21 protein-coding genes are annotated in these 23,456 nt (G+C 36.8%); 14 read left to right on the top strand and 7 right to left on the bottom strand.

Annotated features, from left to right (window positions below):
- Nucleotides 1-34: 34 nt before the first annotated feature.
- Complete coding sequence (locus EKM60_RS04630; protein ID WP_125712924.1) at nucleotides 35-1,657, bottom strand: APC family permease; 1,623 nt, start codon at nucleotides 1,655-1,657, stop codon at nucleotides 35-37.
- Nucleotides 1,658-2,075: 418 nt separating this feature from the next.
- On the bottom strand, nucleotides 2,076-3,278 hold the full coding sequence (coaBC, locus tag EKM60_RS04625) for a bifunctional phosphopantothenoylcysteine decarboxylase/phosphopantothenate--cysteine ligase CoaBC (protein WP_125712922.1): 1,203 nt from the start codon (nucleotides 3,276-3,278) through the stop codon (nucleotides 2,076-2,078).
- A gap of 374 nt (nucleotides 3,279-3,652) precedes the next feature.
- Here coaBC and EKM60_RS04620 point away from each other — a divergent pair, with 374 nt between their 5' ends.
- Nucleotides 3,653-6,244 carry a glycoside hydrolase family 3 protein gene (locus EKM60_RS04620; protein WP_125712920.1) on the top strand — a complete coding sequence of 864 codons (2,592 nt, stop codon included), beginning with the start codon at nucleotides 3,653-3,655 and terminating at the stop codon, nucleotides 6,242-6,244.
- Nucleotides 6,245-6,255: 11 nt separating this feature from the next.
- Here EKM60_RS04620 and EKM60_RS04615 read toward each other — a convergent pair whose 3' ends face one another.
- Entirely contained in the window at nucleotides 6,256-6,582 is a 327-nt protein-coding gene (locus tag EKM60_RS04615) for a RodZ family helix-turn-helix domain-containing protein (protein ID WP_125712918.1), read from the bottom strand.
- Nucleotides 6,583-6,722: 140 nt separating this feature from the next.
- On the bottom strand, nucleotides 6,723-7,271 hold the full coding sequence (locus tag EKM60_RS04610) for an NADPH-dependent FMN reductase (RefSeq protein WP_125712916.1): 549 nt from the start codon (nucleotides 7,269-7,271) through the stop codon (nucleotides 6,723-6,725).
- A gap of 278 nt (nucleotides 7,272-7,549) precedes the next feature.
- Between EKM60_RS04610 and EKM60_RS11185 the strand changes: the two genes are divergently transcribed.
- Both EKM60_RS11185 and EKM60_RS04600 read left to right on the top strand, forming a co-directional pair.
- A complete protein-coding gene (locus tag EKM60_RS11185; protein WP_225426997.1) occupies nucleotides 7,550-8,221 on the top strand; it encodes a hypothetical protein in 672 nt (223 codons plus the stop codon).
- A 104-nt stretch (nucleotides 8,222-8,325) separates the two neighbouring features.
- Entirely contained in the window at nucleotides 8,326-9,318 is a 993-nt protein-coding gene (locus tag EKM60_RS04600) for a zinc-binding alcohol dehydrogenase family protein (RefSeq protein WP_125712914.1), read from the top strand.
- A 60-nt stretch (nucleotides 9,319-9,378) separates the two neighbouring features.
- On the opposite strand, the gene EKM60_RS04595 is transcribed toward EKM60_RS04600, so the two are convergent.
- Entirely contained in the window at nucleotides 9,379-10,155 is a 777-nt protein-coding gene (locus EKM60_RS04595) for a Cof-type HAD-IIB family hydrolase (protein ID WP_125712912.1), read from the bottom strand.
- 93 nt (nucleotides 10,156-10,248) lie between these two features.
- Here EKM60_RS04595 and EKM60_RS04590 point away from each other — a divergent pair, with 93 nt between their 5' ends.
- The 11 genes from EKM60_RS04590 to dagF all read left to right on the top strand — a co-directional run bounded on the left by EKM60_RS04590 (nucleotide 10,249) and on the right by dagF (nucleotide 19,357).
- Nucleotides 10,249-10,992, top strand: a complete 744-nt coding sequence (locus EKM60_RS04590; protein WP_125712910.1) for a response regulator transcription factor — start codon at nucleotides 10,249-10,251, stop codon at nucleotides 10,990-10,992.
- Between the two features lie 3 nt (nucleotides 10,993-10,995).
- Nucleotides 10,996-12,483: a sensor histidine kinase gene (locus EKM60_RS04585; protein ID WP_125712908.1), complete on the top strand. Its 1,488-nt coding sequence runs from the start codon at nucleotides 10,996-10,998 to the stop codon at nucleotides 12,481-12,483.
- A 581-nt stretch (nucleotides 12,484-13,064) separates the two neighbouring features.
- Nucleotides 13,065-13,769 carry a GntR family transcriptional regulator gene (locus EKM60_RS04580; protein ID WP_125712906.1) on the top strand — a complete coding sequence of 235 codons (705 nt, stop codon included), beginning with the start codon at nucleotides 13,065-13,067 and terminating at the stop codon, nucleotides 13,767-13,769.
- A gap of 64 nt (nucleotides 13,770-13,833) precedes the next feature.
- On the top strand, nucleotides 13,834-14,961 hold the full coding sequence (locus EKM60_RS04575; RefSeq protein WP_125712904.1) for an amidohydrolase/deacetylase family metallohydrolase: 1,128 nt from the start codon (nucleotides 13,834-13,836) through the stop codon (nucleotides 14,959-14,961).
- On the top strand, nucleotides 14,961-16,061 hold the full coding sequence (locus EKM60_RS04570; protein WP_125712902.1) for a DgaE family pyridoxal phosphate-dependent ammonia lyase: 1,101 nt from the start codon (nucleotides 14,961-14,963) through the stop codon (nucleotides 16,059-16,061). The genes EKM60_RS04575 and EKM60_RS04570 overlap by 1 nt, the downstream gene beginning before the upstream one ends.
- A gap of 5 nt (nucleotides 16,062-16,066) precedes the next feature.
- Nucleotides 16,067-16,405 carry a PRD domain-containing protein gene (locus EKM60_RS04565; RefSeq protein WP_125712900.1) on the top strand — a complete coding sequence of 113 codons (339 nt, stop codon included), beginning with the start codon at nucleotides 16,067-16,069 and terminating at the stop codon, nucleotides 16,403-16,405.
- Nucleotides 16,406-16,417: 12 nt separating this feature from the next.
- The gene (locus tag EKM60_RS04560; protein ID WP_125712898.1) at nucleotides 16,418-16,771 is read left to right on the top strand and encodes an SFCGS family glycine-rich protein; all 354 of its coding nucleotides are present in this window, start codon (nucleotides 16,418-16,420) and stop codon (nucleotides 16,769-16,771) included.
- Between the two features lie 9 nt (nucleotides 16,772-16,780).
- Nucleotides 16,781-17,146 carry a DUF4312 family protein gene (locus EKM60_RS04555; protein WP_125712896.1) on the top strand — a complete coding sequence of 122 codons (366 nt, stop codon included), beginning with the start codon at nucleotides 16,781-16,783 and terminating at the stop codon, nucleotides 17,144-17,146.
- A 2-nt stretch (nucleotides 17,147-17,148) separates the two neighbouring features.
- Nucleotides 17,149-17,928: a DUF4311 domain-containing protein gene (locus tag EKM60_RS04550; RefSeq protein ID WP_125712894.1), complete on the top strand. Its 780-nt coding sequence runs from the start codon at nucleotides 17,149-17,151 to the stop codon at nucleotides 17,926-17,928.
- A 13-nt stretch (nucleotides 17,929-17,941) separates the two neighbouring features.
- Entirely contained in the window at nucleotides 17,942-18,598 is a 657-nt protein-coding gene (locus EKM60_RS04545; RefSeq protein ID WP_125712892.1) for a DUF4310 family protein, read from the top strand.
- 18 nt (nucleotides 18,599-18,616) lie between these two features.
- Nucleotides 18,617-19,357: a 2-dehydro-3-deoxy-phosphogluconate aldolase gene (gene dagF / locus EKM60_RS04540; protein WP_125712890.1), complete on the top strand. Its 741-nt coding sequence runs from the start codon at nucleotides 18,617-18,619 to the stop codon at nucleotides 19,355-19,357.
- Between the two features lie 44 nt (nucleotides 19,358-19,401).
- On the opposite strand, the gene EKM60_RS04535 is transcribed toward dagF, so the two are convergent.
- Together EKM60_RS04535 and EKM60_RS04530 are read right to left on the bottom strand one after the other, a co-directional pair.
- A complete protein-coding gene (locus EKM60_RS04535; protein ID WP_225426996.1) occupies nucleotides 19,402-20,796 on the bottom strand; it encodes an amino acid permease in 1,395 nt (464 codons plus the stop codon).
- A 483-nt stretch (nucleotides 20,797-21,279) separates the two neighbouring features.
- Nucleotides 21,280-23,424 carry an LTA synthase family protein gene (locus EKM60_RS04530; RefSeq protein ID WP_125712888.1) on the bottom strand — a complete coding sequence of 715 codons (2,145 nt, stop codon included), beginning with the start codon at nucleotides 23,422-23,424 and terminating at the stop codon, nucleotides 21,280-21,282.
- Between the last annotated feature and the right edge of the window lie 32 nt (nucleotides 23,425-23,456).

Genomic DNA, 23,456 nt, shown 5'->3' with positions numbered 1-23,456 from the left:
TTAATAGCCTATCGGAAATCCGATAGGCTATTTTTTATATATTCACTTCTTTTAAATCGTGTTGTTTATGACCACAAATGTATATTAATGTAACTCCGATAGCTGTTATTAAAATCATTAACCAAGTAGAATTTTTAACATGAGTTCCACCGATATATAGATCACCGACGATCGTAGCTAATAATGCAGTTGAAATGGCGATCCACTGTTTTTGAGTAAAGGCAGAGCCTTTATTGCTGCGTCCCTCACGTTTAGCCAGATAAGGTAATATAGCGCCAAGTCCAACTAGAGAGGCGATAGCGACGACGTTAATGATCAATTCATACCACCAAGTGCCGGACATCGAAGGGACATCCTTTGGACCGATACCAAAAATCGTAGCGGCTAGAGTGATGATTAAACACCACCAGCCGATTGCTTGGGCTATTATGTCATTCTTTATAAAGACGTAATCGGAAGGAAATTCACTGCTTCTTTTACGAGCTTGAATAAAGGCGAAGAAGACCCAGCAAGTAACACCTGGAGATATGATTCCATTGAGATTAAGCAGCCAGTCAAAAACATCCAGCATACTTGGTAGAAAAATTCCCAACATCATTATGAAAACGCTTAATCCACACGTCAAAAGATAACCATTGATCGGTAGACCCGAATCAGTGGTTTTTTGGAGTACTTTGGGAATATATTTGCTTCCAGTATCTGAAATCAGCATTCTGGTCATCGCATCCAAAAGAACAGCTAATAAAGCAGATAGATAAAAAATTTCAGTAATAGCAAAAATATACATAAAAATGTTACCAAGATGAAAATGCTGTCCTAGTGCTTGAAAAGCGTAGTATGAGCCATTCATTTTGAGATCTGCTGGTAAATGATAAGCGTTGAAAAAAACACTCAATGAGAATGATCCAAAAATCGTCAAAAATCCGGTCATGGCTGCCAACATGATCATTGCTTTAGGAAATTCTTTTTGAGGATCGCGCATCTTGGTTATGAACGGTGCAATGGATTCGGCACCGTTGATTCCATAAATCAACAAACCAATGGTTGTTAGATAATGAAAATCAAATTTTGGCATGAGAGCTTTTGCCGTAATGGGTTCAGTTTCAATATGTCCACCCATGGATAATGCTGCGAAGGTCATGATTACGAATAGTACGGTCATGCTGAACATTGCGATACCGCCAACTTTACTCAGAAATTCCATTGAATTTTTAAATTTTGATTGAATATAAATGAAAACGACGAATACGACTAAAGTTAGAAGAGCAAAACCGCTGTTTGATAATTGATCTTGTAGATTAGCATTACCTTTGATCAACCAACCGATCCCAATAACAATCGTATTGGCTGTATCAACGATATAGGGAATGGAGGCCGCCCAGTGTGTCCAAGCTGTCAAATAACCCATAAAATCACCGTTAGTACCACGTACCCACGATGACAGTCCACCGGTCTCGTGATTAAATGCCGAACCCAGATGTCCTACCATCATCGAATACGGTACAACATAGAGTACGATCATCAGGATCCAAGAGATGATGACGCTTAATCCTTGATTCTGAAAATTGTATATCAAGTCGTCAAATCCGACGACAGTCACGAAACCCATTAATGCTAGTGTGGGCCAGTTAATATATTTTTTACGCGGATCTTCCATAATAGAAGCCCCCAATCACTTAAACAATTTTTGTGATGCAATGTTTAAACAACTTGTGGTCTCAAATTAGTAACAACATATATTTTTATATCAATTTTTTCAGTAAAAAACAATAGATTTTAGGGAAAAAGACTAAGTTTTTGTAATCGCTTTCATATATGTAGGAGTAGCGTTGAGCAAGCCGCCTACGAGTACAAGAAGAATGGTCTGCTGTGCGGCCGATTCCAGCCAAGGTCTGGAATCTCGATTTTGAGCTTTGCTTTTCGCAAATCTCAGAATCGCCGATGTCGTAAGAACGGTAAACCACCGTCCTAACGACATTTTCACTGCTGCCATTCTTCTTGTACTCTCCGGCTAAATATATAGTGGGTGGTAATAAAAAAGTGGTCTCTGTATTTCAGATGACCACTTATGTTTATTATTTTACGTTGTTTTGATAGTATTCCCAGAATTTGGCAGCTACATCGTCTTTTGACATTAGTGGCCATGTTACTGGATCTTTTTCTGGTTGGATAACTGTGATTTCGTTTGTGTCAACGTTGAATCCTGAACTGGCTTTTGAAACGTCATTGGCTAGGATCATATCAACATTTTTTTCTTTTAATTTCTTTTGTGCGTATGGAACTAGGTTTTCGGTTTCGGCTGCAAAGCCTACTACGAATTGATTTGTTTTTTTCTTGGAAATTTCCTTTAGAATATCAGGGTTTTTTTGGAGATTGATCGTGTAAATATCTTGATCATTATTCTTTTTGATCTTTTGATCAGCCTTATGTACAGGTCTGAAGTCTGATACGGCAGCGGCCATTACTAAGACATCGTTTATCGGGAAGACTTCTTCCAGTTTCTTTTGCATTTCGATGGCAGTTGAAACATGAACTTCCTCAATGTTTGGTGAATTTATAGGATCATGAACGGTACTGATCAGAGTAACATGTGCGCCCATATCTGCGGCCACATTGGCTAGAGCAATACCCATTTTCCCAGATGATTTATTACCGATAAATCTTACTGGATCTATAGCTTCTTTAGTTCCTCCGGCTGTAACGACGACATTTGTGCCGGCCAAAACTGGTTTAGTGAAGGTCTTATAAATTTCTACCATGATATTGGTTAATTCTGGTAAGCGACCTTTGCCCGTTTCACCTTCAGCTAGAAATCCTGATGCTGGTTCGATTACAGTCATGTCCATTAAGTCTAGTGTACGAAGGTTTTTTTGAACAGCGGGATTTTCCCACATGGTTGTGTTCATGGCAGGAAAGACGATCTTTGGTGCGTCAGTGGCTAATAAAGTAGTTGTTGCTAAATCGTCAGCGATACCGTTGGCAATTTTTCCGATGATATTGGCTGTTGCCGGTAGAATAATGGCTAAATCTGTCCAGCGTGCCAATTTGATATGAGGGATAAAGTCATCAGCACTTGATTGAGCCGAGAAATTGTCGGTTAGAACTGGTCGCTGACTGAGAGTAGCAAAGGTTAGTGGTGTGACAAATTTCTGTGCAGCCTCTGTCATGACTACTTGAACTTGAGCATTGGCCTTGATCAATTCTCGAACAACACCGAGTGCCTTGTAAACCGCGATGCCCCCCGAAACATAAAGAGTTACATGTTTATCCTTTAACATAATTTCACCTCAAAAAACTTTCTTTCTTCTATTATACATGTTTTGTTATGTGATAATATTTTTAGTAATAGGAGGTCAATATGTATACTTCGACCATTATTATAATTGTTGCCATTTTATTATTTCTAGTTGGGAATGATCCGTTATTAAAATTATTTCAAAATGTAGGCTTTAATTTTTGGACGAGCGAAATATTCATCGGTATTATTATACTTATCGCAGTTTATCTGATCTACAAATTAGTTTTAAAGAAGATATTTAGTAAAAAATAAGAGTCTGTCGATAATTATTACCGGCAATGACTCTTTTTTTGCAACTGAGAAGTGTAAAATTGAAAGTAATAGATATATTTCCACCAAAGGAGTAGGAATGAGATGGAAAATACGAATTTAAATAGTGAAAAAAATGTGCTTCTATCAAAAAAAGCAGCTCAAGAGGGGATGGTTTTACTACAAAATAACCATCACGTTTTACCCTTGAGTAATAAAACCGTTGCACTCTACGGTAGTGGAGCTTTTGCGACAGTCAAAGGTGGAACCGGCTCTGGAGATGTTGATCAAAAGACGATCAGTATTGTTGAAGGATTAGAGAACTCTGGTTTTAATATCACTACAATGGCATGGTTGACACGTTTTCAAAGGTATTATGAATCTAAGAAGTCTGAATATAACAAAACTGCTAATATCTTATCACCAGCATTTGATATGGATGATCCAGAAATCGACGACTTCAAAGAGGGAACTGTTGGAATTTATGTTATTTCACGTAGTTCTGGTGAAGGTTATGACCGTAAGGATGAACCGGGTGATTTTCAATTATCAGAAAATGAGCTTTCAAATATCAAACGTTTGAGTGAATTTTATGAAAATAGTATTTTGTTATTGAATATTGGTGGGGTGATCGATACTAGTTTTGTCGACCAATGCCCATTATTAGATAGTATTTTGTTGATATCACAACCGGGAATGACGGCTGGAAATGCTGTTACAGAAATACTAGATGGCACTAAAACACCATCTGGTAAGTTGACTGATACTTGGGCTGATTATCAGGATTATCCTTCAAGTAATGACTTTGGCACTAGAAATCCTGAATATATTGAAGGGATTTACGTTGGTTATAGATATTTTGACAGTTTCAATATTAAACCTAGATATGAATTTGGCTACGGTTTGAGTTATACCAAGTTTGATATTAAGACTGAAAAAGTCTCAGTCAATGAAGATCATATTTCATTTAAAGTCGAAGTAAAAAATGACGGTGATAAGTTTCAGGGCCAAGAAGTAGTTCAAGCATATGTATCTAATCCTCAATCGGATATTCCTACTCCATATCAAGTTTTACATGCTTATGCTAAAACTAAAATTTTAAAACGCCATGAATCACAAGAATTAACGCTTAACTTCAAGACTAAGGATCTAGCCGTTTACGATGAGAGAAGAGCAGCCTTTGTATTAATTCCAGGAGTTTATATCCTAAGAATAGGTAATAGTTCTCGTAATACAACAGTCGTAGGTGAAGTTAAATTGGACCGTGAGACTATTATTAAAACAGTCGAACACAAGATGCTGCCACAATTTGATCCCACTAAATTGAGAAAAAATGAGGTTGAATTGCATCGTACTTCTGGTGTGCCATTGTTCTTGTTGAAGTCAGAGAATTTTGGACAAGATGAACCTGTGAAGTATCAAAAGAAGTCTGATGTGACGACTTATACAGTCAATGATCGAGTTCTTCCGGGAAAATATTTGGATGAGAAGACAGTTGCCAAAAATAAATTGACTGATTTTACGCTGGCTGACGTTTACAACAAAAAAATCTCAATTGAAAGCTTTGTAGCGAACTTAACAGATCAAGAATTAGTCGATATTGTCGAAGGTGACTTGAAACCTAGTGGTGGCAGTATTATTGGTAATGGATCTAGTTTAGTGAAAGGTGCTGCTGGTCAGACAGTTGAGAATAAAAAACATGGTATTCCAGCCACGGTTAATGCTGACGGACCAGCAGGGTTACGTTTAGATGCTAAAACCACTGCTTGGCCGGTCGGGACATTGCTAGCTCAAACATGGAATCGTGAATTGATTCAAAAAATCGGCTCTGCAATCGGTGATGAGATGAAGCAATTAGGGATAACGTTCTGGCTAGCTCCGGGGATGAATATTCATCGAAATCCCTTAGGCGGACGTAATTTTGAATACTTTTCAGAAGATCCATTCTTATCTGGAACAATTGCTGCAGCTGAAACTAAAGGCGTTCAGAGTCATTCTGGATTAGGTGTTACGATCAAGCATTTTGTTGGGAATAATCAAGAAAGCTTTCGCAATATCGGTAATAGTATTATTGGTGAGCAGGCGTTACGAGAGATCTATTTGAAGAATTTTGAGATCGTCGTTAAAGACGCTCAACCTTTAGCTGCTATGTCGTCATATAATATGGTAAACAATTATTTTTCAGGTGCTAATTTTGAATTATTGACTAATATTTTACGTGATGAATGGCATTTTGAGGGCATGGTCATGACTGATTGGTTCAGTGTGGCTGACCCTAAAGAGAGTGTTCATGCGGGTAATGATCTGATCATGCCAGGAGACTCTAAAGATACACTCTTTGCGGCAATCAATGACTTGAAGCCAAGATTTAATGGTGATGGCAGTATTGCGACAAAGAAAGTCTTGAATGTAGCTGAAATGAAACTTGATACAGTAAAATTGTGGAATGATTTTGTTCCTGATGATGATGGGGATGTTTTAGTTAAAATAAAAATTTCTGATGAGGTTGACGATAAAATTAAAGAACTATTCTTCAATGGAGATGTGCAGATACTTGATGACAGCCATATTCTGATTCAAGGTAAATGGAAAGATAATAATGATTTGAATTTAGGCGATTTACAAAAGTCGGCAATTCATATTTTAAAAGTTATTATGAAAACTGATAAGTTTAAAAAACTAATTGAAGACAAATAAAAAGAACAAGACTAATTTAAGTCTTGTTCTTTTTTACCCTCAAGAATAACTGAGCGAAGTTCATTTAAATCAATATCATATAAGTCGGCTAGGACAAATAATAATGCTCCGTCCATGGTGCGAGTTTTGTTTGTTTCAAGGGCGCTTAAAACAGAAGTTGATGTTGATAAATTATAATCATGTTTAGCAGCATAAACTACCTGTTGTAAGGTCATTTCTTTAAAGAACCTTTTTGTTCTCAAATATTTTCCAATAGTTACCATACAACCAACATTGCCTCCATCTTCTATACATGTTGTTTTACCATAAAAGTGTGACTTTTTTTCGAAAACTAACATGGAATTTGCAATATATTTAAATTATCATATTTTTTACTCGTTACAAGGAAACAGAGCAAACTGTTGATAAAATGTAATATAACTTATTAGTAGTATATATATGCAAATAAAAAACGCCTCATAGGAGACGCTTTTGTTTATTAATAGCGATTTAACAAATCAACATATGCATCAATAATGCTTTGTAGGAATCCAATAGTCTTATCAGAAACTTTTCCGTTTTCGTCCAAGATATTTGTAACATTACCAAGATATGCTTCTGGTTGTTGCAATGTTGGCATATTTAAGAATACCAATGATTGACGTAAGTGGTGATTTGAACCAAATCCACTGATAGCACCAGGTGAAACACTGACGATAGCTGCTGGCTTACCGTCCCACATATTTGCACCATAAGGACGTGAACCAACATCAATAGCATTCTTCAAAGCACCAGGAACTGAACGATTATATTCAGGTGTCACGAACAATACACCACTAACATCCTTCAATTGTTTTCTGAATTCTGTATAAGCAGCAGGTACGTTTTCTGGTGTATCAATATCTTCGTTATAAAGTGGCAAGTTACCAATTTCAATAAATTCTGGTTCATACTCACTTGGGAATAGTCCTACCAAGTTATTAGCAATTTGACGTGAGAATGATCCCTTACGCAAACTACCGACGATAACAGCAATTTTCTTTGACATACTAAATTCCTCCATTTCCTTCTATATATCCAACTTAGCATAAATAAAATTATTGAACAAATTATTGTTCTCGTAAAACATCAAGTTTGTCTACAAATTTTGGTCAATAGTTAATAATGTCATTAATTTAAAAATAAATATTGCAAATATGATATATGTTACGTGAATGTTACAAAATTGACCTTTCCTCGAAATTTTTTATTCTCAGCGTAATATGTTTGAAATATTCATCTTGTATAGTGTCTTCTGGTGATTAAGAAAAAAACCGGGGGGATTAGTTGATTAAGCAAACTAAAATTAAAGCATTATTTGTAGCAGGATTAATGCTAATTGCAGGTACAGGATGTACAGTTACTGCATATGCTGCAACTCAAAACAGTATCGATTCAACAGCAAGTAATGTAGGGGATTTTAATGGCACATTGTCAGGTTTAACTGATAATGCAGAAAATGCTAAAAAACTAAACGAGAAAATCTCTTTACCAGGTAATAAAGAATTTATTCCTGGTATTAAATATAGTGAGAAAGACCATCATATGGAAGATGTTGATCTCACACCAGAACCAAAGGCAACACCAGTAGTGAATCAAGTAGAAACACCCGCAGAACAACCAGCCCAACAGCAGGTTACACAAGCGGCAACACAAGCACCAGAACAAACAACTCAACAAGCTCAAACGACTCATAGTGTTGGAACTTTTAAAATTAGTTTCTATGATCCAGCTGTTTTAGGATCAAACATGGGTTATGGCGGTGTGGCAACTAACTTGGGAGTTATTCCACGCGGTTCACGTTTGAAAATTACCACTGCACAAGGGGATGTTTGGTATCGAACTGTTAACGATACAGGAACATTTGCAGCATCGAATCCTTACCAGATCGATGTTGCTATGCCAAACAATATGATTCCATCATATGGGATCACTAGTGCAACAGTTGAAATTGTTTAAAATAATAATCACATCAAAGAGATCAGGGGAAATTGTTTCCTTTGGTCTTTTTTGGTAACTAGCGTTATTTGTTGTAAAATATCAACGAAAGGGCGTGTTGCTGAATGAAAACATATGGATTTGTAAATAGTGATTTAGATAGTTTGACCGAGATAATTAGAGATGTCCCTGAACCTAAAGGACAAGATATTTTAGTTAAGATCGATGGTGTGTCCATTAATCCAGTAGATATTGCCACTCGAAAGAATATTAAAGACCAATTGACTGATCCCAAAGTAGTTGGATTTGACGGCTATGGTGAGATCGTTAAAAAAGGTCCTGAAGTTGATAAGTTTGAAATTGGTGAGACTGTTTTCTTTGCCGGAGATTATTCACGTGAGGGTAGTTATCAAGAATATGAGTTGATCGATCAAAGACTAGTTGCTTTAGCACCTAAAAAGTTATCTATTGAAGATAGTGTTTCGATGCCTTTGATAACTTTGACGGCTAGTGAACTGTTATATGAAAAATTAAATATTGATCCAAAGTCAGATAATTCTGATAAAACTGTTTTAATTATTAATGGTGCTGGAGGAGTCGGTTCTATCGCTGTTCAATTGGCTCATTTGGCCGGTCTAAGAGTTATTGCGACTGCCACTGGTACTAAGGTGGATTGGATCAAAGGATTGGGCGCAGACCTAGTTATTGACCACCATCAAGATTTAATTAAACAATTACATGATTTGAATATAAAAGATGTTGATTATATCTTAGGTTTAAGTGATAATGATCCGCATTGGTCAGAAATTGTCGAATTGATCAAGCCATTTGGAACCTTTGCCACGATTACTAATTTACGAGAATCAAATGTTTCAGATTTGAAGAGTAAGTCAGTTAACTTTAACTGGGAATGGATGTTTACCAAAGCGTTTTATCATTTGGACTCAATGTCTACACAAGGCCAGTATTTACAACAATTAGCACAAGATCTTGATTCTGGTGTCATTAAGTCAACGACCACTAAAGTTATCAAAGGCTTTAATTTAGATTCACTAAAAGAAGCAACTAAACTAGTAGAGGCAGGACATATGAAGGGAAAGGTAGTTGTTATTGCCTAGTTCCTACGCTAAAAAAGGATTCGTAATTTACTAAGCGTAAATAACGAATCCTTTTCTGAGTTAAATTAAGTTATAATGTTTGAGACCATTTCTGATCCCGTTGTCAACATTAGCGGAAGTTACATAGCTAGCGGAATTCTTGATTTCATCAGTTCCGTTTGCCATTGCAATACTGTAATCTGCCGATTGAATCATTTCTAAGTCGTTAGGACCGTCTCCAAAAGCGTAGACAGGCTTGTCAGTCAATTCCATGTTCTTAATAAGATTTTGGATACCGCTCATTTTGGTGATACCTTTTTTGACAACGTCAATTGAGTAAGTACCAGTCTTATAGAATTTTAATGATGGATATTGAACTTGATAGCGGTCTTCTTTTTCAGGAGAAACAACTACGATCATTGGGACTTTTACCTTCTTGTAAAAATCTGCATCTACCTTGGGTAAGTCGATATGTACCATATCATAGAAGTCCTCAACTACATCAGTTCTGCGATTGATCTTTGTTGTAGTATATGAATGCATACCAACTACATCGCCAAAGTCAGTGGCTGTGTCGATAACTTGTTCGATCAATTCAGGCTCAAGAATATTTTCATAAATAATTTCTTGTTCTGATTGGACAAGTGCGCCATTTAAAGTAATATTAGTATCAATACCAGTTGCATCTGTTATATCAACAATCTCGTCAGGTGCACGGCCTGTACAGATAACTGGAAGATAGTTATTTTCGCGTAGTTGATGAATTGCGTCTGCTACATCGGGATCAACTTGCGAGTGTTCGTTTAATAAAGTGCCGTCAAGATCAAAGAATACTGTGCCTTGATAGTTCTTATTCAAAAAATCACCAACCTCAATTAATTTTGCTTACTTACTAATAGTAACAAGTTTTGACCGTTTGAGGTAGTGCTAACTATATGGAGTGGAATATAAATGAAAATACTAATGATAGAAGATAATAAATCTGTTTCCGAAATGATGAGTATGTTTTTCCAAAAAGAGAATTGGGATGCAAGTTTTGCTTATGATGGTAATGAAGCAGTTGATATGTTCAATGAATCTGCTGATGAGTGGGATATGATCACTTTGGATCTTAACTTACCGGGCAAAGATGGTATGGAAGTAGCTAAAGAAATTCGTAAAGTTTCAAAAACCGTTCCGATTATTATGCTAACAGCACGTGACACTGAAAGTGACCAAGTTTTGGGATTGGAGTTTGGTGCTGATGATTATGTTACTAAACCATTCAGCCCGATAACTTTGATTGCCAGAATGAAAGCTATTCATAGAAGAAACGAAAATATTGCTGAAGAAGTTGCCAAAACTAGCAGCGAAAAAACTGCTGAAGAAGATACTGAAGGTTTTGACATCAATACAGGTTACTTTAAGCTGAATTCCAATACACGTGAAGCCTTTCTGGATGGTAAAGAAATTCCTGACTTAACACCCAAGGAATTTGATTTATTGAAGACTCTTTCAAGCAAACCTAAACAGGTTTTCTCAAGAGAACAACTTTTGGAACAAGTTTGGGACTACGATTACTTTGGTGAAGAGCGTACTGTTGATGCTCATATTAAGAAATTACGCCAAAAGATCGAGAAAGTTGGGCCTCAAGTTATTGAAACTGTTTGGGGTGTTGGATATAAATTTGATGACTCAGGAGTCAAGGCTGATTAGAATATGAAATTAATTTATCAAAATATGCTGAGTTTCTTGATCGTTATTTTGACGACTCTTGGAATTATTCTCTATTCAGTTACCAGTACTTCAACGACTTGGGAATATAACCGAACTTACAAGAGCTTGGAGAGTTACGCAGGAAATTTGGAAAAAATAGCACTTAAAACAGACCCTAATACAGGTGAAATCCACAATATTACCGGCGATAACATTCGTACTGTCGAGCAAGTTTTGTCAGAACGTAATGTTCAATTTGCTGTGTTTGATTATAAGAATAATCAAGTTTATCCAGCACATCCTAATAATGTGAAATTACATTTGAAAAAGTCGTACTGGAATAAATTAAAACAAGGTAAAACTATTCGAAATATTCAGAAACCAGAAGGTACCGAGGGCAATCCACAACTAAGCAAGAAGGGCGACATCAGTTATGTTTATGTGCTGACGCCGTGGTTTCAGAATGGTAAATTAGTTGCCGCCGTTTGGGCGGGTTCTGATGTGAGTGAATTACAAACTAATATTGGTGAGATCAATAGCCGGCTGTACTTTGCCTTGCTGATCTCCTTATTAGCTGCGATAATTCTGAGTTTCTTATTGTCACGCTATCAAGTTAACCGAATAAATAGATTGCGTAGTGCAACGAGAAGAGTTGCCAATAATGATTTTTCAGTTCAAATCGAAAGTAAGAATCGGGATGAATTGGATGATTTGGCCGATGACTTTAATAAGATGGTTAAGTCGTTGGAAGCTTCAGATAAAGAAATCAAACGTCAAGAACAACGTCGTAAGGAATTTATGGCCGATGCATCACATGAAATGAGGACACCTTTGACCACTATCAATGGATTGCTGGAGGGTCTGGCATATGATGCCATTCCTGAGGAATCTAAAGGCCAAAGTATTGAATTGATGCGAAATGAGACCAATCGTTTGATTCGTTTGGTCAATGAAAATCTTGATTATGAAAAAATCAGAACTAATCAGATTACTTTAGCTAGAAGAGAATTTGACGCCAATGTTCCGTTAAGAGATATTACGTCACAACTTAAGAAAAAAGCTGAAGAATCTAATGATAAATTGATTTTGGAAACTCCGGAAGATAAATTGATGACCTATGCTGACTATGATCGTTTCGTTCAAGTTATGTTCAATATCATGCAAAACTCGATTCAATTTACCAATGATGGTGAAGTTGTCGTAACTGGTTATCGTGCTGATGATAGGCACGCTTCGATCTTTACGATCGAGGATACCGGTATTGGGATGTCCGAAGATCAAGTTAAGAATATTTGGGATCGTTATTATAAAGCCGATCCATCGCGTAAGAATCGTAAATACGGTGAGTCTGGTTTGGGATTGTCGATCGTTCATCAGTTGATCGAAAACCATGGTGGCGAGATCGATGTTAAGAGTAAGCTGGATAAAGGTACTACCTTTACGGTTACTTTCTTTGATGATGGGTATGAACATACTGCAGATGGGAAATAACTTCCGCATACGATTTTGAGTAATTCCACCTGTTACGGAACCGGTCCAAGCCTTGGTCTTGGACCTCGATTCCAAGCTTTGCTAACGCAAATCTCAGAATCGTTCGTGGTGTAAGAAGGAAATACACCTTCTAACGCCACAGTCGCAACTGGTTCCATGACTCAAAATCGTTTGCTATATTGTTTTTTATGTAATATCGAAAGTTAATCTTAATAGGAAGGGGCTGAATCATGCTTGATTTATTTCAAGTTTGATTCAACTCCTATTTTTATTGTGAATAAATATAAAAAAACAAACTAAGTCGGAAGGTCTGAGAATATTAGCCTGCTGTGAGAGTGGCGTTAGAGCTTTAGCTCTTACACCACCGGGCGAGTTTGGAGACTTGCTTGCAAGGCTTCAAACCGAGATTCGAGACTTTGGCTCGGATCGTTCCGAATAGAAGGTAAATATTCTCAGGCCTGGAGACGAATACAGCTCTATTAATAAAGATATAAGTCGATTTTTATCGAATTTCTAACAATTAAATTAATGATTATGATAATATAATGATTATAGAAAGTATTAACTAGTGGAGAAAATTTATGGAAAGAATTATTTTATATCAACAAGTTGCTGATGATCTGAAGAGAAAGATTTTATCTGGTGAATATGATGTTGGGGATTTTCTGCCAACTGAAACTGAACTTGAAAGAATTTATAGCGTTAGTAAAATCACCGTTCGTAACGCTATAAAAGTATTGGTTAGTGAAGGCTACGTTGAAAAACAGAGTGGTAAAGGTACGACGGTTATTAGTAACCTTTTATTTAATCGTCTGTCAAAAGCCCAATCTTTCAGCAGCATTTTGGAACATGAGGGTAGTCAACTGGAGAAGAGAATTTTATCGATCGATGAAGTCTCCTCAGAAGATAGTCCAGTTCAGTTTGATTTAAATCGTTTAACTGGTCATATTTCACGGATCAGTAAAATATACGATCTCAATGGTAAGCCATATATTTTGTTACACCATTATTTGCCATTTCAGTTAACTGATGAGATGAAATATGAATTAGAAAAGGTGTCACTTTACCAAGTTATTAAAGAAGTTGGCGAAATGGTCAATAATTTTGATGATGAATTTTTCGCTTATAAATTAAATTCCGATGAGCAAAGACAACTCCAAACTACTGAAGATATAGGTATTAGAAGGATTAGAAAGTCCTATAATCACTTAGGGAAAATGATTGAATATTCAGAGGCCATTTATTTAACTTCTCTAAATCCATATAAAATTAAATATGAGATTTAGAAAGCGTTTTACATATAAACATTATAATGTTATTATCTATTCGAATAATAAATAGGAGGATATCATGGTCGATTTATATGTGAAAAATGGAAAAACTATCACTGGTCAGTCGATAGAAGTATTAATTGATCAAGGCAAGATCGTTGAAGTTGCACCCAAGATTGCCGGTACTGTTGAAGCTAAAAAAGTTTTTGATCTTCATTCAAAGTATTATGTCAGTTCTGGTTGGATCGATGATCACGTTCATTGTTACGAGAAATTAACTTTATATTATGATAAACCAGATTTAGATGGAGTTGATGCCGGCGTTACAACGGTGGTCGATGCTGGATCAACAGGATATGACAACTTACCTGATTTTTACGAATTGAGTAAAAATGTCAGAACCAATGTCTATGCAATGTGTAATATTTCTGAAACAGGTATTGTTGCTCAGGATGAGCTTGGTGATATGACTAAGATAGATAACAACTTAGTCAAAGAGATGATCGAGAAGTATCCTGATTTTGTAGTTGGTATTAAGGCACGAATGAGCAAGTCGGTTGTATCTGGCAACGGCATTCATCCCTTAGAACGAGCTAAAGAAATTCAAAGGTTAAACGACGATCTGCCATTGATGGTCCATATTGGAACCAATCCTCCTGAGTTGAGCAACATCATGTCGTTAATGAGTCCTGGAGATATTATGACACACTGTTATAACGGTAAGCCGAACGGAATTATGAATTTAGATCTTCATCAGATCAAAGATTTCGCTATCGAAGGATATAACCGTGGAATTATTTTTGATATCGGTCATGGTACGGATAGTTTTAATTTCGACGTAGCCCAAGAAGCACGCAGTATGGGACTTAGACCTAAGTCGATTAGTAGTGATCTATATCATCGAAATCGTGAGAATGGTCCCGTTTATAATTTGGCAACTTGTTTGGATAAGATGCTGTACCTCGGTTATACACTGGGTGAAATTCTACCGATGATCACCGAAAATCCAGCTGACAATTTTCATTTGAGTAACAAAGGACAGCTTAAAAAAGGATTTGACGGAGATTTAACGATTTTTGATGTTGAAAATAAATCTAAAGTTTTGACTGACTCTAACGGTAATGAACGGACGACTGATATGGTCGTTGTACCGCATTTTGCAGTCGTTGCCGGTGAGGTCTATGAAACAAATTTGGAGGAATTTTAATGAGTGATATTTATGAAAAATATGATTTAAAACAAGTAATAAATGCCAGTGGGAAAATGACTATTCTTGGTGTTTCAAAGGTTTCTGATTCAGTTTTAGAAGCTCAAAAATTTGGTGGTCAACATTTCTTTGAAATGAGTGATCTAGTTTTAAAAACTGGTCAACATCTTGCCAAATTAATTGGTTCAGAAGACGGGGTTATCTTACCATCTGCTTCAGCTGCAATCGCAGAAAGTATCGCCGGTATTATTGGTAAGGGCAGTATGTATCACGTTTATCACCCGTTCAGTGAAAAATATACTGATCGAGAAGTAATTATTCCTAAGGGTCAAAATGTTGACTATGGTGCTCCCGAAGAAGTAATGATCGAACTCGGTGGTGGAAAAATAATCGAAGCTGGATATGCCAATATGTGTTCAGTCGAACATCTAAAAATGATGATCACTCCACAGACTAGTTCGATCCTCTACGTTAAGAGTCACCATGCGGTACAAAAAAGTATGTTGTCGATCAAAGAAGCACTTGATGTTGCTCATGACAATAATTTGCCTTTGATCCTTGATGCAGCCGCAGAAGAAGATTTATATACATACATCAATATGGGTGTGGATATTGTGATTTATAGTGGTGCTAAAGCATTTTCAGGTCCTTCATCATGTTTAGTTTTGGGTAAGAAACCATATATTGAATGGATCAGAATGCAGTCTAAAGGTATCGGCCGTGCGATGAAGGTTGGTAAGGATAATATCTTAGGATTGACTAGAGCTATTGAAGATTATATTGAATTTGGTCCTGAGAATGGCGATTCAATGAAAACAAGACTTGCTCCTTTTGTGGAAGAACTCAATAGTATTGATCATCTATCTGCTAAAATCACTCAAGATTCGGCCGGTAGAGATATCTATCGCGCTAGCGTAACGGTGGATAAGAATTCTCCGATTGATGCAAAAGAGTTGATAGCTAAGATGAAAGTTGACAGTCCAGCTATTTATACACGTGAATATCGTGCCAATATGGGAATCATTGAGTTTGATGTTAGAGCTGTACATGAACAAGAAATGAAGACAATTATTGAAAAAATAACAAAAATCATGAGGTAAGAATAATGAAGCTGATACCAGTTAGTGAAAATACCAAGAAAATAATTAATGATAGTCCGTATTCTGAAAAAGTTGAACAAATTTTGGACCAGGCATTGAAGGAAATGGAAGTTATTGATGCTAGTCCTGATGAAACTCAAGTTGAGGTTTTAACCAATCACTTAGCTGAAATGGTCAACCGTTCTGAAACAGGTGAAACTCTTGAAGAGGTTGATATTGCAATGTTTCATAGCTTGTCACAAGACAGTTTAGACGCTGCTGATCGTGTTGCTAAGAGAATTGGTAATTTGAATGAACAAGAAAAATATATTTTAGCCGTTCACTTTGAAGTGGCAAAAAATTAGGAGAACATATAAATGACAAAAGTTGTAATAGCAGATCGAATGGGAAAAGGCCAACACGTTGCCGCTGGTGTAGAAAAAGCTGGAGGAGTTGCTGTAGTGGTCCCAGGTATGGGTGCAGATATGCGTTTAGGTGATGTAATGAATCAGGAAAAAGCCGATATTGGTATTTCTTTCTGTGGTAGTGGTGGTGCTGGTGCAATTACTGCTAAGAATAAATATGGATATACAGAACGTCACAGTATGAGATCAGTTCAAGAAGGTGTCACTGCTATTGAAGATGGTATTCAAGCTTTAGGATTTGGATTCATGGATACTGAAGAACTTGGTCAGAAACTGGTTGAAGCATATAAGCGCGTTAACGGTTAGGGGTCAGCAATGAAGAAAGATTCTCAAAAAATCGTAGAGAAAATTTTGACGGTATCAGGTAACGGCGGCAGTAAAAAGGAAGCCATGGCCGATGCACTTGCCAAGGTATCTAAGACGATCAGCCAAGATATGGATCTGACAATTCAGATAACACCAGTTTCTGTTGAGATAGAAGAAGCTAAGGTGAACCAATATATCGAACATTTTCTATTTTTCTTTTTGCCAAGAAAACGTGAAATGTATCAAGTAAAACTAAGGGTAGCAACAGAAGTAAAATATTTAGATTTAAATGAAATTGAGTTTATCAAAAATCAAGTAGCTGATCCGAATGGATTACAGTTACCAAGATTTTGGAGTTGGCAAAGGGAGGGATAAAGATGACGTTTGTACTAATTTTATTGAAATCGATTTTGATTGGTGGTCTGGTAGGTTTTGCTGCCGGAATGGGAGCTGCCAGAATGTTTAATGCACCAAATGTGCAAGCTTTAGGTGCTTTTAGAACACTTGGAGAAATGAATGCCTGTGAAGGAGATCCAGCATCACATTTCTCATTTGGATTAGGTTTTTTCTTTAATGCCTGGGCATCAACCGTTGGTGCCGGTGCTTTCACACAGGATATTACTCACCGTGTAATTCCTAACTGGGCTGCATCAGCTTTGTTAGTACGTAATAAAAAGATTGAAGAAACAATGCATGATCCTAAGAAGATGGCCTTTACCAGTGCTCTTATTGGTATCGTAGTCGTTGTTTTCCTAAATACCACTGCTTCAGCAATTCCTAAGTCATTACAAATAACAGCGGTCAAGGTTTTGGTGCCAGCTGCTGAATTGCTGATCAACATTGTTATGCCGATTATTTTCTGGTTGGCCGCTATTGATGCTGGTAAAAGAAGTGGACTCTGGGCAACAGTTTTTGGTGGCTTATCAGCCATGATCATGGGAAATGCTGTTCCTGGTGTCGTTCTAGGTATCTTGATCGGTAAAGGTGTCGATGAATTAGGTTGGGTAAAACTTACAAAGATCATGTTTACAGTAATCATTGTGCTATTCGTTCTTAGCGCTTTCTTTAGAGGTTTCGATGTTCAAATGATCGAAAGTTTCAAGTTGCCTGTACCAAATTGGTTAGACAGTTTGCACGGATTATTTAATGTGAAATAGGAGAGTAAATTAAATGGAATCGATGGAAATAGATAAGAAGAGTTTCTGGTACTCCGAATGGTCCTTTCCGATTCTGGTCGGATTGATGTCAGCTGGGGTTTTTGCCGGAACACATATGTATTATCAGTATGGAGTAGGAGCTTTTAATGAAGTGGCTATCGTAGCCATGTTAAAGGCTGGTATGGATGGCGGTTCTTATGGTGCTGCCGCTGCTTTTGGAGCTAGTTTCTTGTTTGCCAGAATTTTGGAAGGTTCATTAGTTGGTATTTTGGATCTGGGTGGTTCGATCCTGACTGGTGTTGGTATTGGTATACCGGCCATTATGTTAAGTGTCGGCTGGAAAGCACCAATAACTAATTTTTCATTTGCGATTGCGACTGGGTTAGTTTTAGGACTCGCAATTGGTGGGATCATCACTTTAGTTCGTAAGTATACGATTAATCAATCACAAGCTAGTTTTGGAGCTGACGTCATGATGGGTGCGGGTAACTCATCTGGACGTTTCCTTGGCCCATTGATTTTGATCAGTGCCGCAACGGCTTCAATTCCAATTGGTATTGGTTCAATTATCGGTGCCGTAATCTTTTATCTTTGGAAAAAGCCAATTGCTGGTGGAGCTATTTTAGGGGCTATGGTTCTTGGAGCCTTCTTCCCAATATCATTAAAATAAAAACTTGAGGTGAAAATTATGTCAAATAAACCAAACTTTTATCAAGATCGTGTTTGCCTAAATGTTTTAGCAAATTCAGTTCAAAATGCTAAAGACTGTTATGAAGCAGCCGAACACCACGTTGTTTTAGGAGTTTTGTCAAAGAATTATGATTCTGACGAAGCTGCCATCGAAGATATGAAACGTTATCAAGCAGAAACAAACAATGCTTTATCTGTTGGATTGGGTGCTGGTGATCCTAACCAAAGTCAAATGGTAAGCCGAATTTCCGCTGAATTACAACCACAACACATCAATCAAGTATTCACTGGTGTTGGTACTAGTCGTGCTCTATTAGGACAATCAGAAACATTTATCAATGGTCTAGTTTCACCAACTGGTAAATTAGGTTATGTTAACGTTGCTACTGGTCCTTTGAGTAGTCAAGAAGTAGCTGCTGATGTTCCTATCGAAACAGCTATCGCCATGCTTAAAGATATGGGTGGAAGTTCAATCAAGTTTTTCCCTATGAAAGGTTTAGCCCACGTTGACGAATTTAAAGTCGTTGCTAAAGCTTGTGCAGATAATGACTTTTCACTTGAACCAACTGGCGGGATTGACTTAGAAAACTTTGAAGAAATTCTTCAAATTGCGTTAGATGCCGGAGTTAAGAAGATCATTCCTCATATTTACAGTTCAATTATTGATAAAGGAACCAATGATACACGACCACAAGACGTTCAAAAATTGTTTGAAATTGTCGAAAAACTAGTTAAATAATTTCACATTAAAAGCCTGATTCAGATTTTTGAATCAGGCTTTTTTTATTCATCTAAGACTACTTTATTTCTATTAGATATAGATAGGATGATATTGAAGCCAACTAACCAAACTAAAGCACCAACGGCTGGTAGTAAGGTTTCCTTATTGAAGAATAGTGTAACGAAGATACCGACGAATAAAGCAATTGTCAGTGGATTAGTCCATTGATAATGAGGCATCTTGAATCCTTTTTCGAGGAAGTCTTCTGAATGACGATACTTCCAATGTGCCACCATGGTTAAGATACAAACTAAGATATAAATATCACTGGAAATAGATGCAATAAAAGTAAAGGCGGCACCAAGACCATTGAATGAACTGATGATTGGAGCAAGGATCATCATACCGGCTGAGAAGAGGACACTTCCGTATGGAATACCACTCTTTGAAACTTTTTCAAATGGTTTGAGAGATTTACCAGTTGATTCTTGAGCCAATTGATATAAGTGACGTCCAGTTGAAAAAATAGCACTATTTAAAGTGGAACAAGCAGCGGCAATAACAACTAAATTGATGATTTGTGAAGCTGCAGGTAAACCAGCTAGTTCAAAGATTTGAACGAAAGGACTTTGTGATTGACTAAGGGATCTCCAAGGCGTGATAGTCATGATAATAAATAGGGCGCCAATATAAAATAGAAGAATTCTGCCGATAATTTGATTTACGGCGTGTGGTAAAACCTTTAGAGGTTGTTTAGTTTCAGCAGTTGTAATACCAACAAATTCCATTCCTTGAAAGGCGAAGAAAACCATTGGAAAGGCATTTATGAATGAATGGAAACCATTAGGAAACATTGTAAATCCATCAGTTAAGTTAGTTAGGGATGCGTGTGTTCCAGCAGGATTTTCGTGATGAGTAGCGATCATGTAGATACCAACAATAATTAAAACTAGAATGGCAACAATTTTGATACCAGATAAGAAAGTTTCAGATCTACCAAATGAACGAACCATTGAAAGATTAACGACTGTTAATACAGCTAAGAAAACAAGTTGAACTAGCCAAGCAGGTGTACCGGGGAGCCAATATTTGATGTAAGTTGAGATGGCAGTAAGTTCAGCCATTCCAGCGAGGATCAACTCAGCCCAATAACTCCAGGCTGCAAAATATCCAAAACGAGGACTAATATATTTTCCAATAAATGATACGAAGGTATGTTGCTCTGGATCCGAATACATCATTTCACCGATGGCTCTCATCATGAAGAAAAAGAAGACACCGATCACAAGATATATCAGCATAATCGAAGGACCAGTTTTGTGAATAGTACTACCAGCACCAAGGAACAATCCAGTTCCGATAGATCCCCCGAAAGCAATCATTTGTACAGCTAAATTAGATAGACCACGTCTTGTGCCATCTGCGTTTATTCCAATTTCACTAGTTTTACTTAACAATATTATCAAGCCTCTTTTTCCAAAGCCAAACAATAAAAAAAGAGCACTCCTGCATATACAGAAGTGCTCTAGCACGTTACCATTCTGGTTTGTTTATTTGGTTGCCCAAATAAGCCTTAACAACCTTCATATAAAATAAAGGCGTGTCCGAGTAACGTGGACCAAACCGTTTAGCATTCTCATGACGATCATACTAACCAATCATCGGCCATTTTCGTCTTTCATAAGTGATTGCCTCACACCAAACGGCAACTCTCTTTCTCACTTAATCGAAATTACTTTCCGAATCTTATTGTTTGAACTTTTCTTGTTGCTATTCAATATAGTCATTATTAAAAAAGATGTCAAGTTAAATTAGAATATTTTAATTATGGGATACTGATAATACACCGTATAATGCTCTTATAATGTACAATTGTGATAATATAACTAATTTTATCTAATAAAAAATCCCTTAGGCTTTTAGACCTAAAGGATTGATTATTAATTTTTAGCATCGTCTTTTAAAACATTTTCCCAGCTGTCAATATTAGTTCGATCGTCACCAATTTCTGGTGCATCGGTATTATAAAGAGGGGTAGTTGATTGATTACCATTCTTAGAATAGACACTAGTTGATTTCAGACCTAACTTATTTCTAGTTTTGATCAATTGCTGAATCTCGTCTTGGTAACTGTAATTCTTAGGATCAACTGGTGTAAAGCCCGTTGGAGTATAGAACCTCAGTAAGTTTTTGTTATTTGTGACATCAGATATTTTGAGCTTTTGGTTAACTTCTTGTTGCCACTTTTTAACTTGTCCTTTTAATTTAGGATCATTTTCCAAGTCGATCAGTTCGCCAGTCTTATTGTTGTAAACTTCAGGTTTACCATTGTTCCCCTTTAAAACTGTATATTTAGCTGTAACGAAAGTCTTATTTCTAAAGGCAACGAGAGATTTGTGCTGCTTAGATAATAGATCAGATCCAACTTGAACGTAGTTTTGAGTATTAATACCAGCCAGGTGCATGATTGTAGGCAAGACGTCAATTTCACCACCATAAGTGTGATTGATGCCACCCTTAAGTCCTTTCATGTGGATCATGAATGGAACACGTTGCAGTTGAGAATTATTGAAGTCATTCCAGCTATCAGCGTCATAACCTAATAGTGGAGCCAAATCAGGATTCTTATCGTCAGAGATACCATAGTGATCACCATATAAGACAATCATTGAGTTGTCATATAGCCCACTGTCTTTTAGATAGTTGAAGAATTCTTTTAAGGAATTGTCCAAATAATGTGCAGTTAAGAAGTAATTATTAACTGTGTCCGCGTTAGTGTCTGGTTTAACAAAGCCATCATTATCTTCATCGGATAATTCAAATGGATAATGATTAGTTACAGTGATGTATTTAGCGTAGAAAGGCTGTTGTAATTGTTCCAAATATTTAACACTTTCGGACAGCATTAACTTGTCCTTCATACCATAACCCGTATTGGAATTGTCGGTTTGATTGTAATAGGATTCGTCAAAGAAATAGTTATATCCCATATTCTTGTATACGTTGTCACGGTTCCAGAAGCTACCCACATTACCATGGAAGACAGCACTAGTATAGCCTTCCTTTTGGCTAAGGATTGCGGGAGCTGACTGTAAGGTGTTGTCACCACCGAGTGATTGGAAGAATGATCCTTCAGAAGTACCAAAGAGCCCAGTTTCTAGCATAGTTTCGGCATCACTGGTCTTACCTTGTCCAACTTCATGGTAGAAATTATCAAATGACATGGTGCTTTTGTCAGAATAGATGCTATTCAAAAACGGAGTGACCTCTTGACCATTGACCTTCATATTGATCAAGAACTGTTGGAAACTCTCCAGATGGATAATGATAATATTTTTACCCTTAGCTTTACCGAAATAGACAGGATTAGGTGCCGCATAATTGTTGTTAGTATACTGCAAAACGGTATCCATATCAGTACCAACGGCAGATGATCTGACTTGATTGTTCTGAGCCGTCTTGATCGAATCATAAGCCAAAAATGAATTGAATCCTAGATATTTAACAATGTAAGCACGGTCAAAAGTACGACCTAATAATTGTGGACGGTTACTTTCAGCTAACATCAAGTTAAATGAGAATAGCATAACTCCCAAAATAGTAGTTGCGGCGGCCGTTAACTTTCTTATCGGACGTTTATCTAACTTAATAAAATGAGAGATAAATAGTAATGCTATAACGATAAAGTCTATCCAGTAGATAAAATCATGAGGAGCGGCTGAATTCATGGCACTGTTACCAAGACCCTTAGAAACCTTAGAAACTCCCATGATTGTATTAAAGGAAATAAAATCACTGAACTCTCGATAGTAGAGGATATTTGCATAGAGTAAGATTGTTTCCAAAATATAGACTATTCCCATAACGATGTAAGATATCAGCGTTTTATTAATGTATAACGCTAGACTTAACAAAATCACCGCTGTAGCGATGGGATTAATGATCATAATTAGATGTTGAAGTGGATCAGTTGCACCTAGAGAAAAGTCGATGTAATAGGCAATAACAGACTTGATCCAGAGAAAAATAATCAAGAGAGTCATGAACCCTAATCGCTTATTTAAAAATTTTTTGATTTTATTCATTTAAAAAACCCTTATTTATTAAAATTCCTTAT

Origin of the sequence: Companilactobacillus kedongensis (assembly GCF_003946625.1) — a bacterium.
In the GTDB taxonomy this organism is placed as follows: domain Bacteria; phylum Bacillota; class Bacilli; order Lactobacillales; family Lactobacillaceae; genus Companilactobacillus; species Companilactobacillus kedongensis.
The sequence above is the reverse complement of the archived record's forward strand: the minus strand, read 5'-3'. Positions and strand labels throughout refer to the sequence as shown.

Bases quoted from the DNA above. Each gene is read 5' to 3' on its own strand.
- dagF (WP_125712890.1), top strand. From the start codon at position 18,617: ATGTCAAATAAACCAAACTTTTATCAAGATCGTGTTTGCCTAAATGTT.
- EKM60_RS04610 (WP_125712916.1), bottom strand. From the start codon at position 7,271: ATGTCAAAGAAAATTGCTGTTATCGTCGGTAGTTTGCGTAAGGGATCA.
- EKM60_RS04545 (WP_125712892.1), top strand. From the start codon at position 17,942: ATGGAATCGATGGAAATAGATAAGAAGAGTTTCTGGTACTCCGAATGG.
- EKM60_RS04590 (WP_125712910.1), top strand. From the start codon at position 10,249: ATGAAAATACTAATGATAGAAGATAATAAATCTGTTTCCGAAATGATG.
- EKM60_RS04560 (WP_125712898.1), top strand. From the start codon at position 16,418: ATGACAAAAGTTGTAATAGCAGATCGAATGGGAAAAGGCCAACACGTT.
- EKM60_RS04585 (WP_125712908.1), top strand. From the start codon at position 10,996: ATGAAATTAATTTATCAAAATATGCTGAGTTTCTTGATCGTTATTTTG.
- EKM60_RS04555 (WP_125712896.1), top strand. From the start codon at position 16,781: ATGAAGAAAGATTCTCAAAAAATCGTAGAGAAAATTTTGACGGTATCA.
- EKM60_RS04615 (WP_125712918.1), bottom strand. From the start codon at position 6,582: ATGTTAGTTTTCGAAAAAAAGTCACACTTTTATGGTAAAACAACATGT.
- EKM60_RS04580 (WP_125712906.1), top strand. From the start codon at position 13,065: ATGGAAAGAATTATTTTATATCAACAAGTTGCTGATGATCTGAAGAGA.
- EKM60_RS04620 (WP_125712920.1), top strand. From the start codon at position 3,653: ATGGAAAATACGAATTTAAATAGTGAAAAAAATGTGCTTCTATCAAAA.
- EKM60_RS04550 (WP_125712894.1), top strand. From the start codon at position 17,149: ATGACGTTTGTACTAATTTTATTGAAATCGATTTTGATTGGTGGTCTG.
- coaBC (WP_125712922.1), bottom strand. From the start codon at position 3,278: ATGTTAAAGGATAAACATGTAACTCTTTATGTTTCGGGGGGCATCGCG.
- EKM60_RS04570 (WP_125712902.1), top strand. From the start codon at position 14,961: ATGAGTGATATTTATGAAAAATATGATTTAAAACAAGTAATAAATGCC.
- EKM60_RS04630 (WP_125712924.1), bottom strand. From the start codon at position 1,657: ATGGAAGATCCGCGTAAAAAATATATTAACTGGCCCACACTAGCATTA.
- EKM60_RS04600 (WP_125712914.1), top strand. From the start codon at position 8,326: ATGAAAACATATGGATTTGTAAATAGTGATTTAGATAGTTTGACCGAG.
- EKM60_RS04530 (WP_125712888.1), bottom strand. From the start codon at position 23,424: ATGAATAAAATCAAAAAATTTTTAAATAAGCGATTAGGGTTCATGACT.
- EKM60_RS04575 (WP_125712904.1), top strand. From the start codon at position 13,834: ATGGTCGATTTATATGTGAAAAATGGAAAAACTATCACTGGTCAGTCG.
- EKM60_RS04565 (WP_125712900.1), top strand. From the start codon at position 16,067: ATGAAGCTGATACCAGTTAGTGAAAATACCAAGAAAATAATTAATGAT.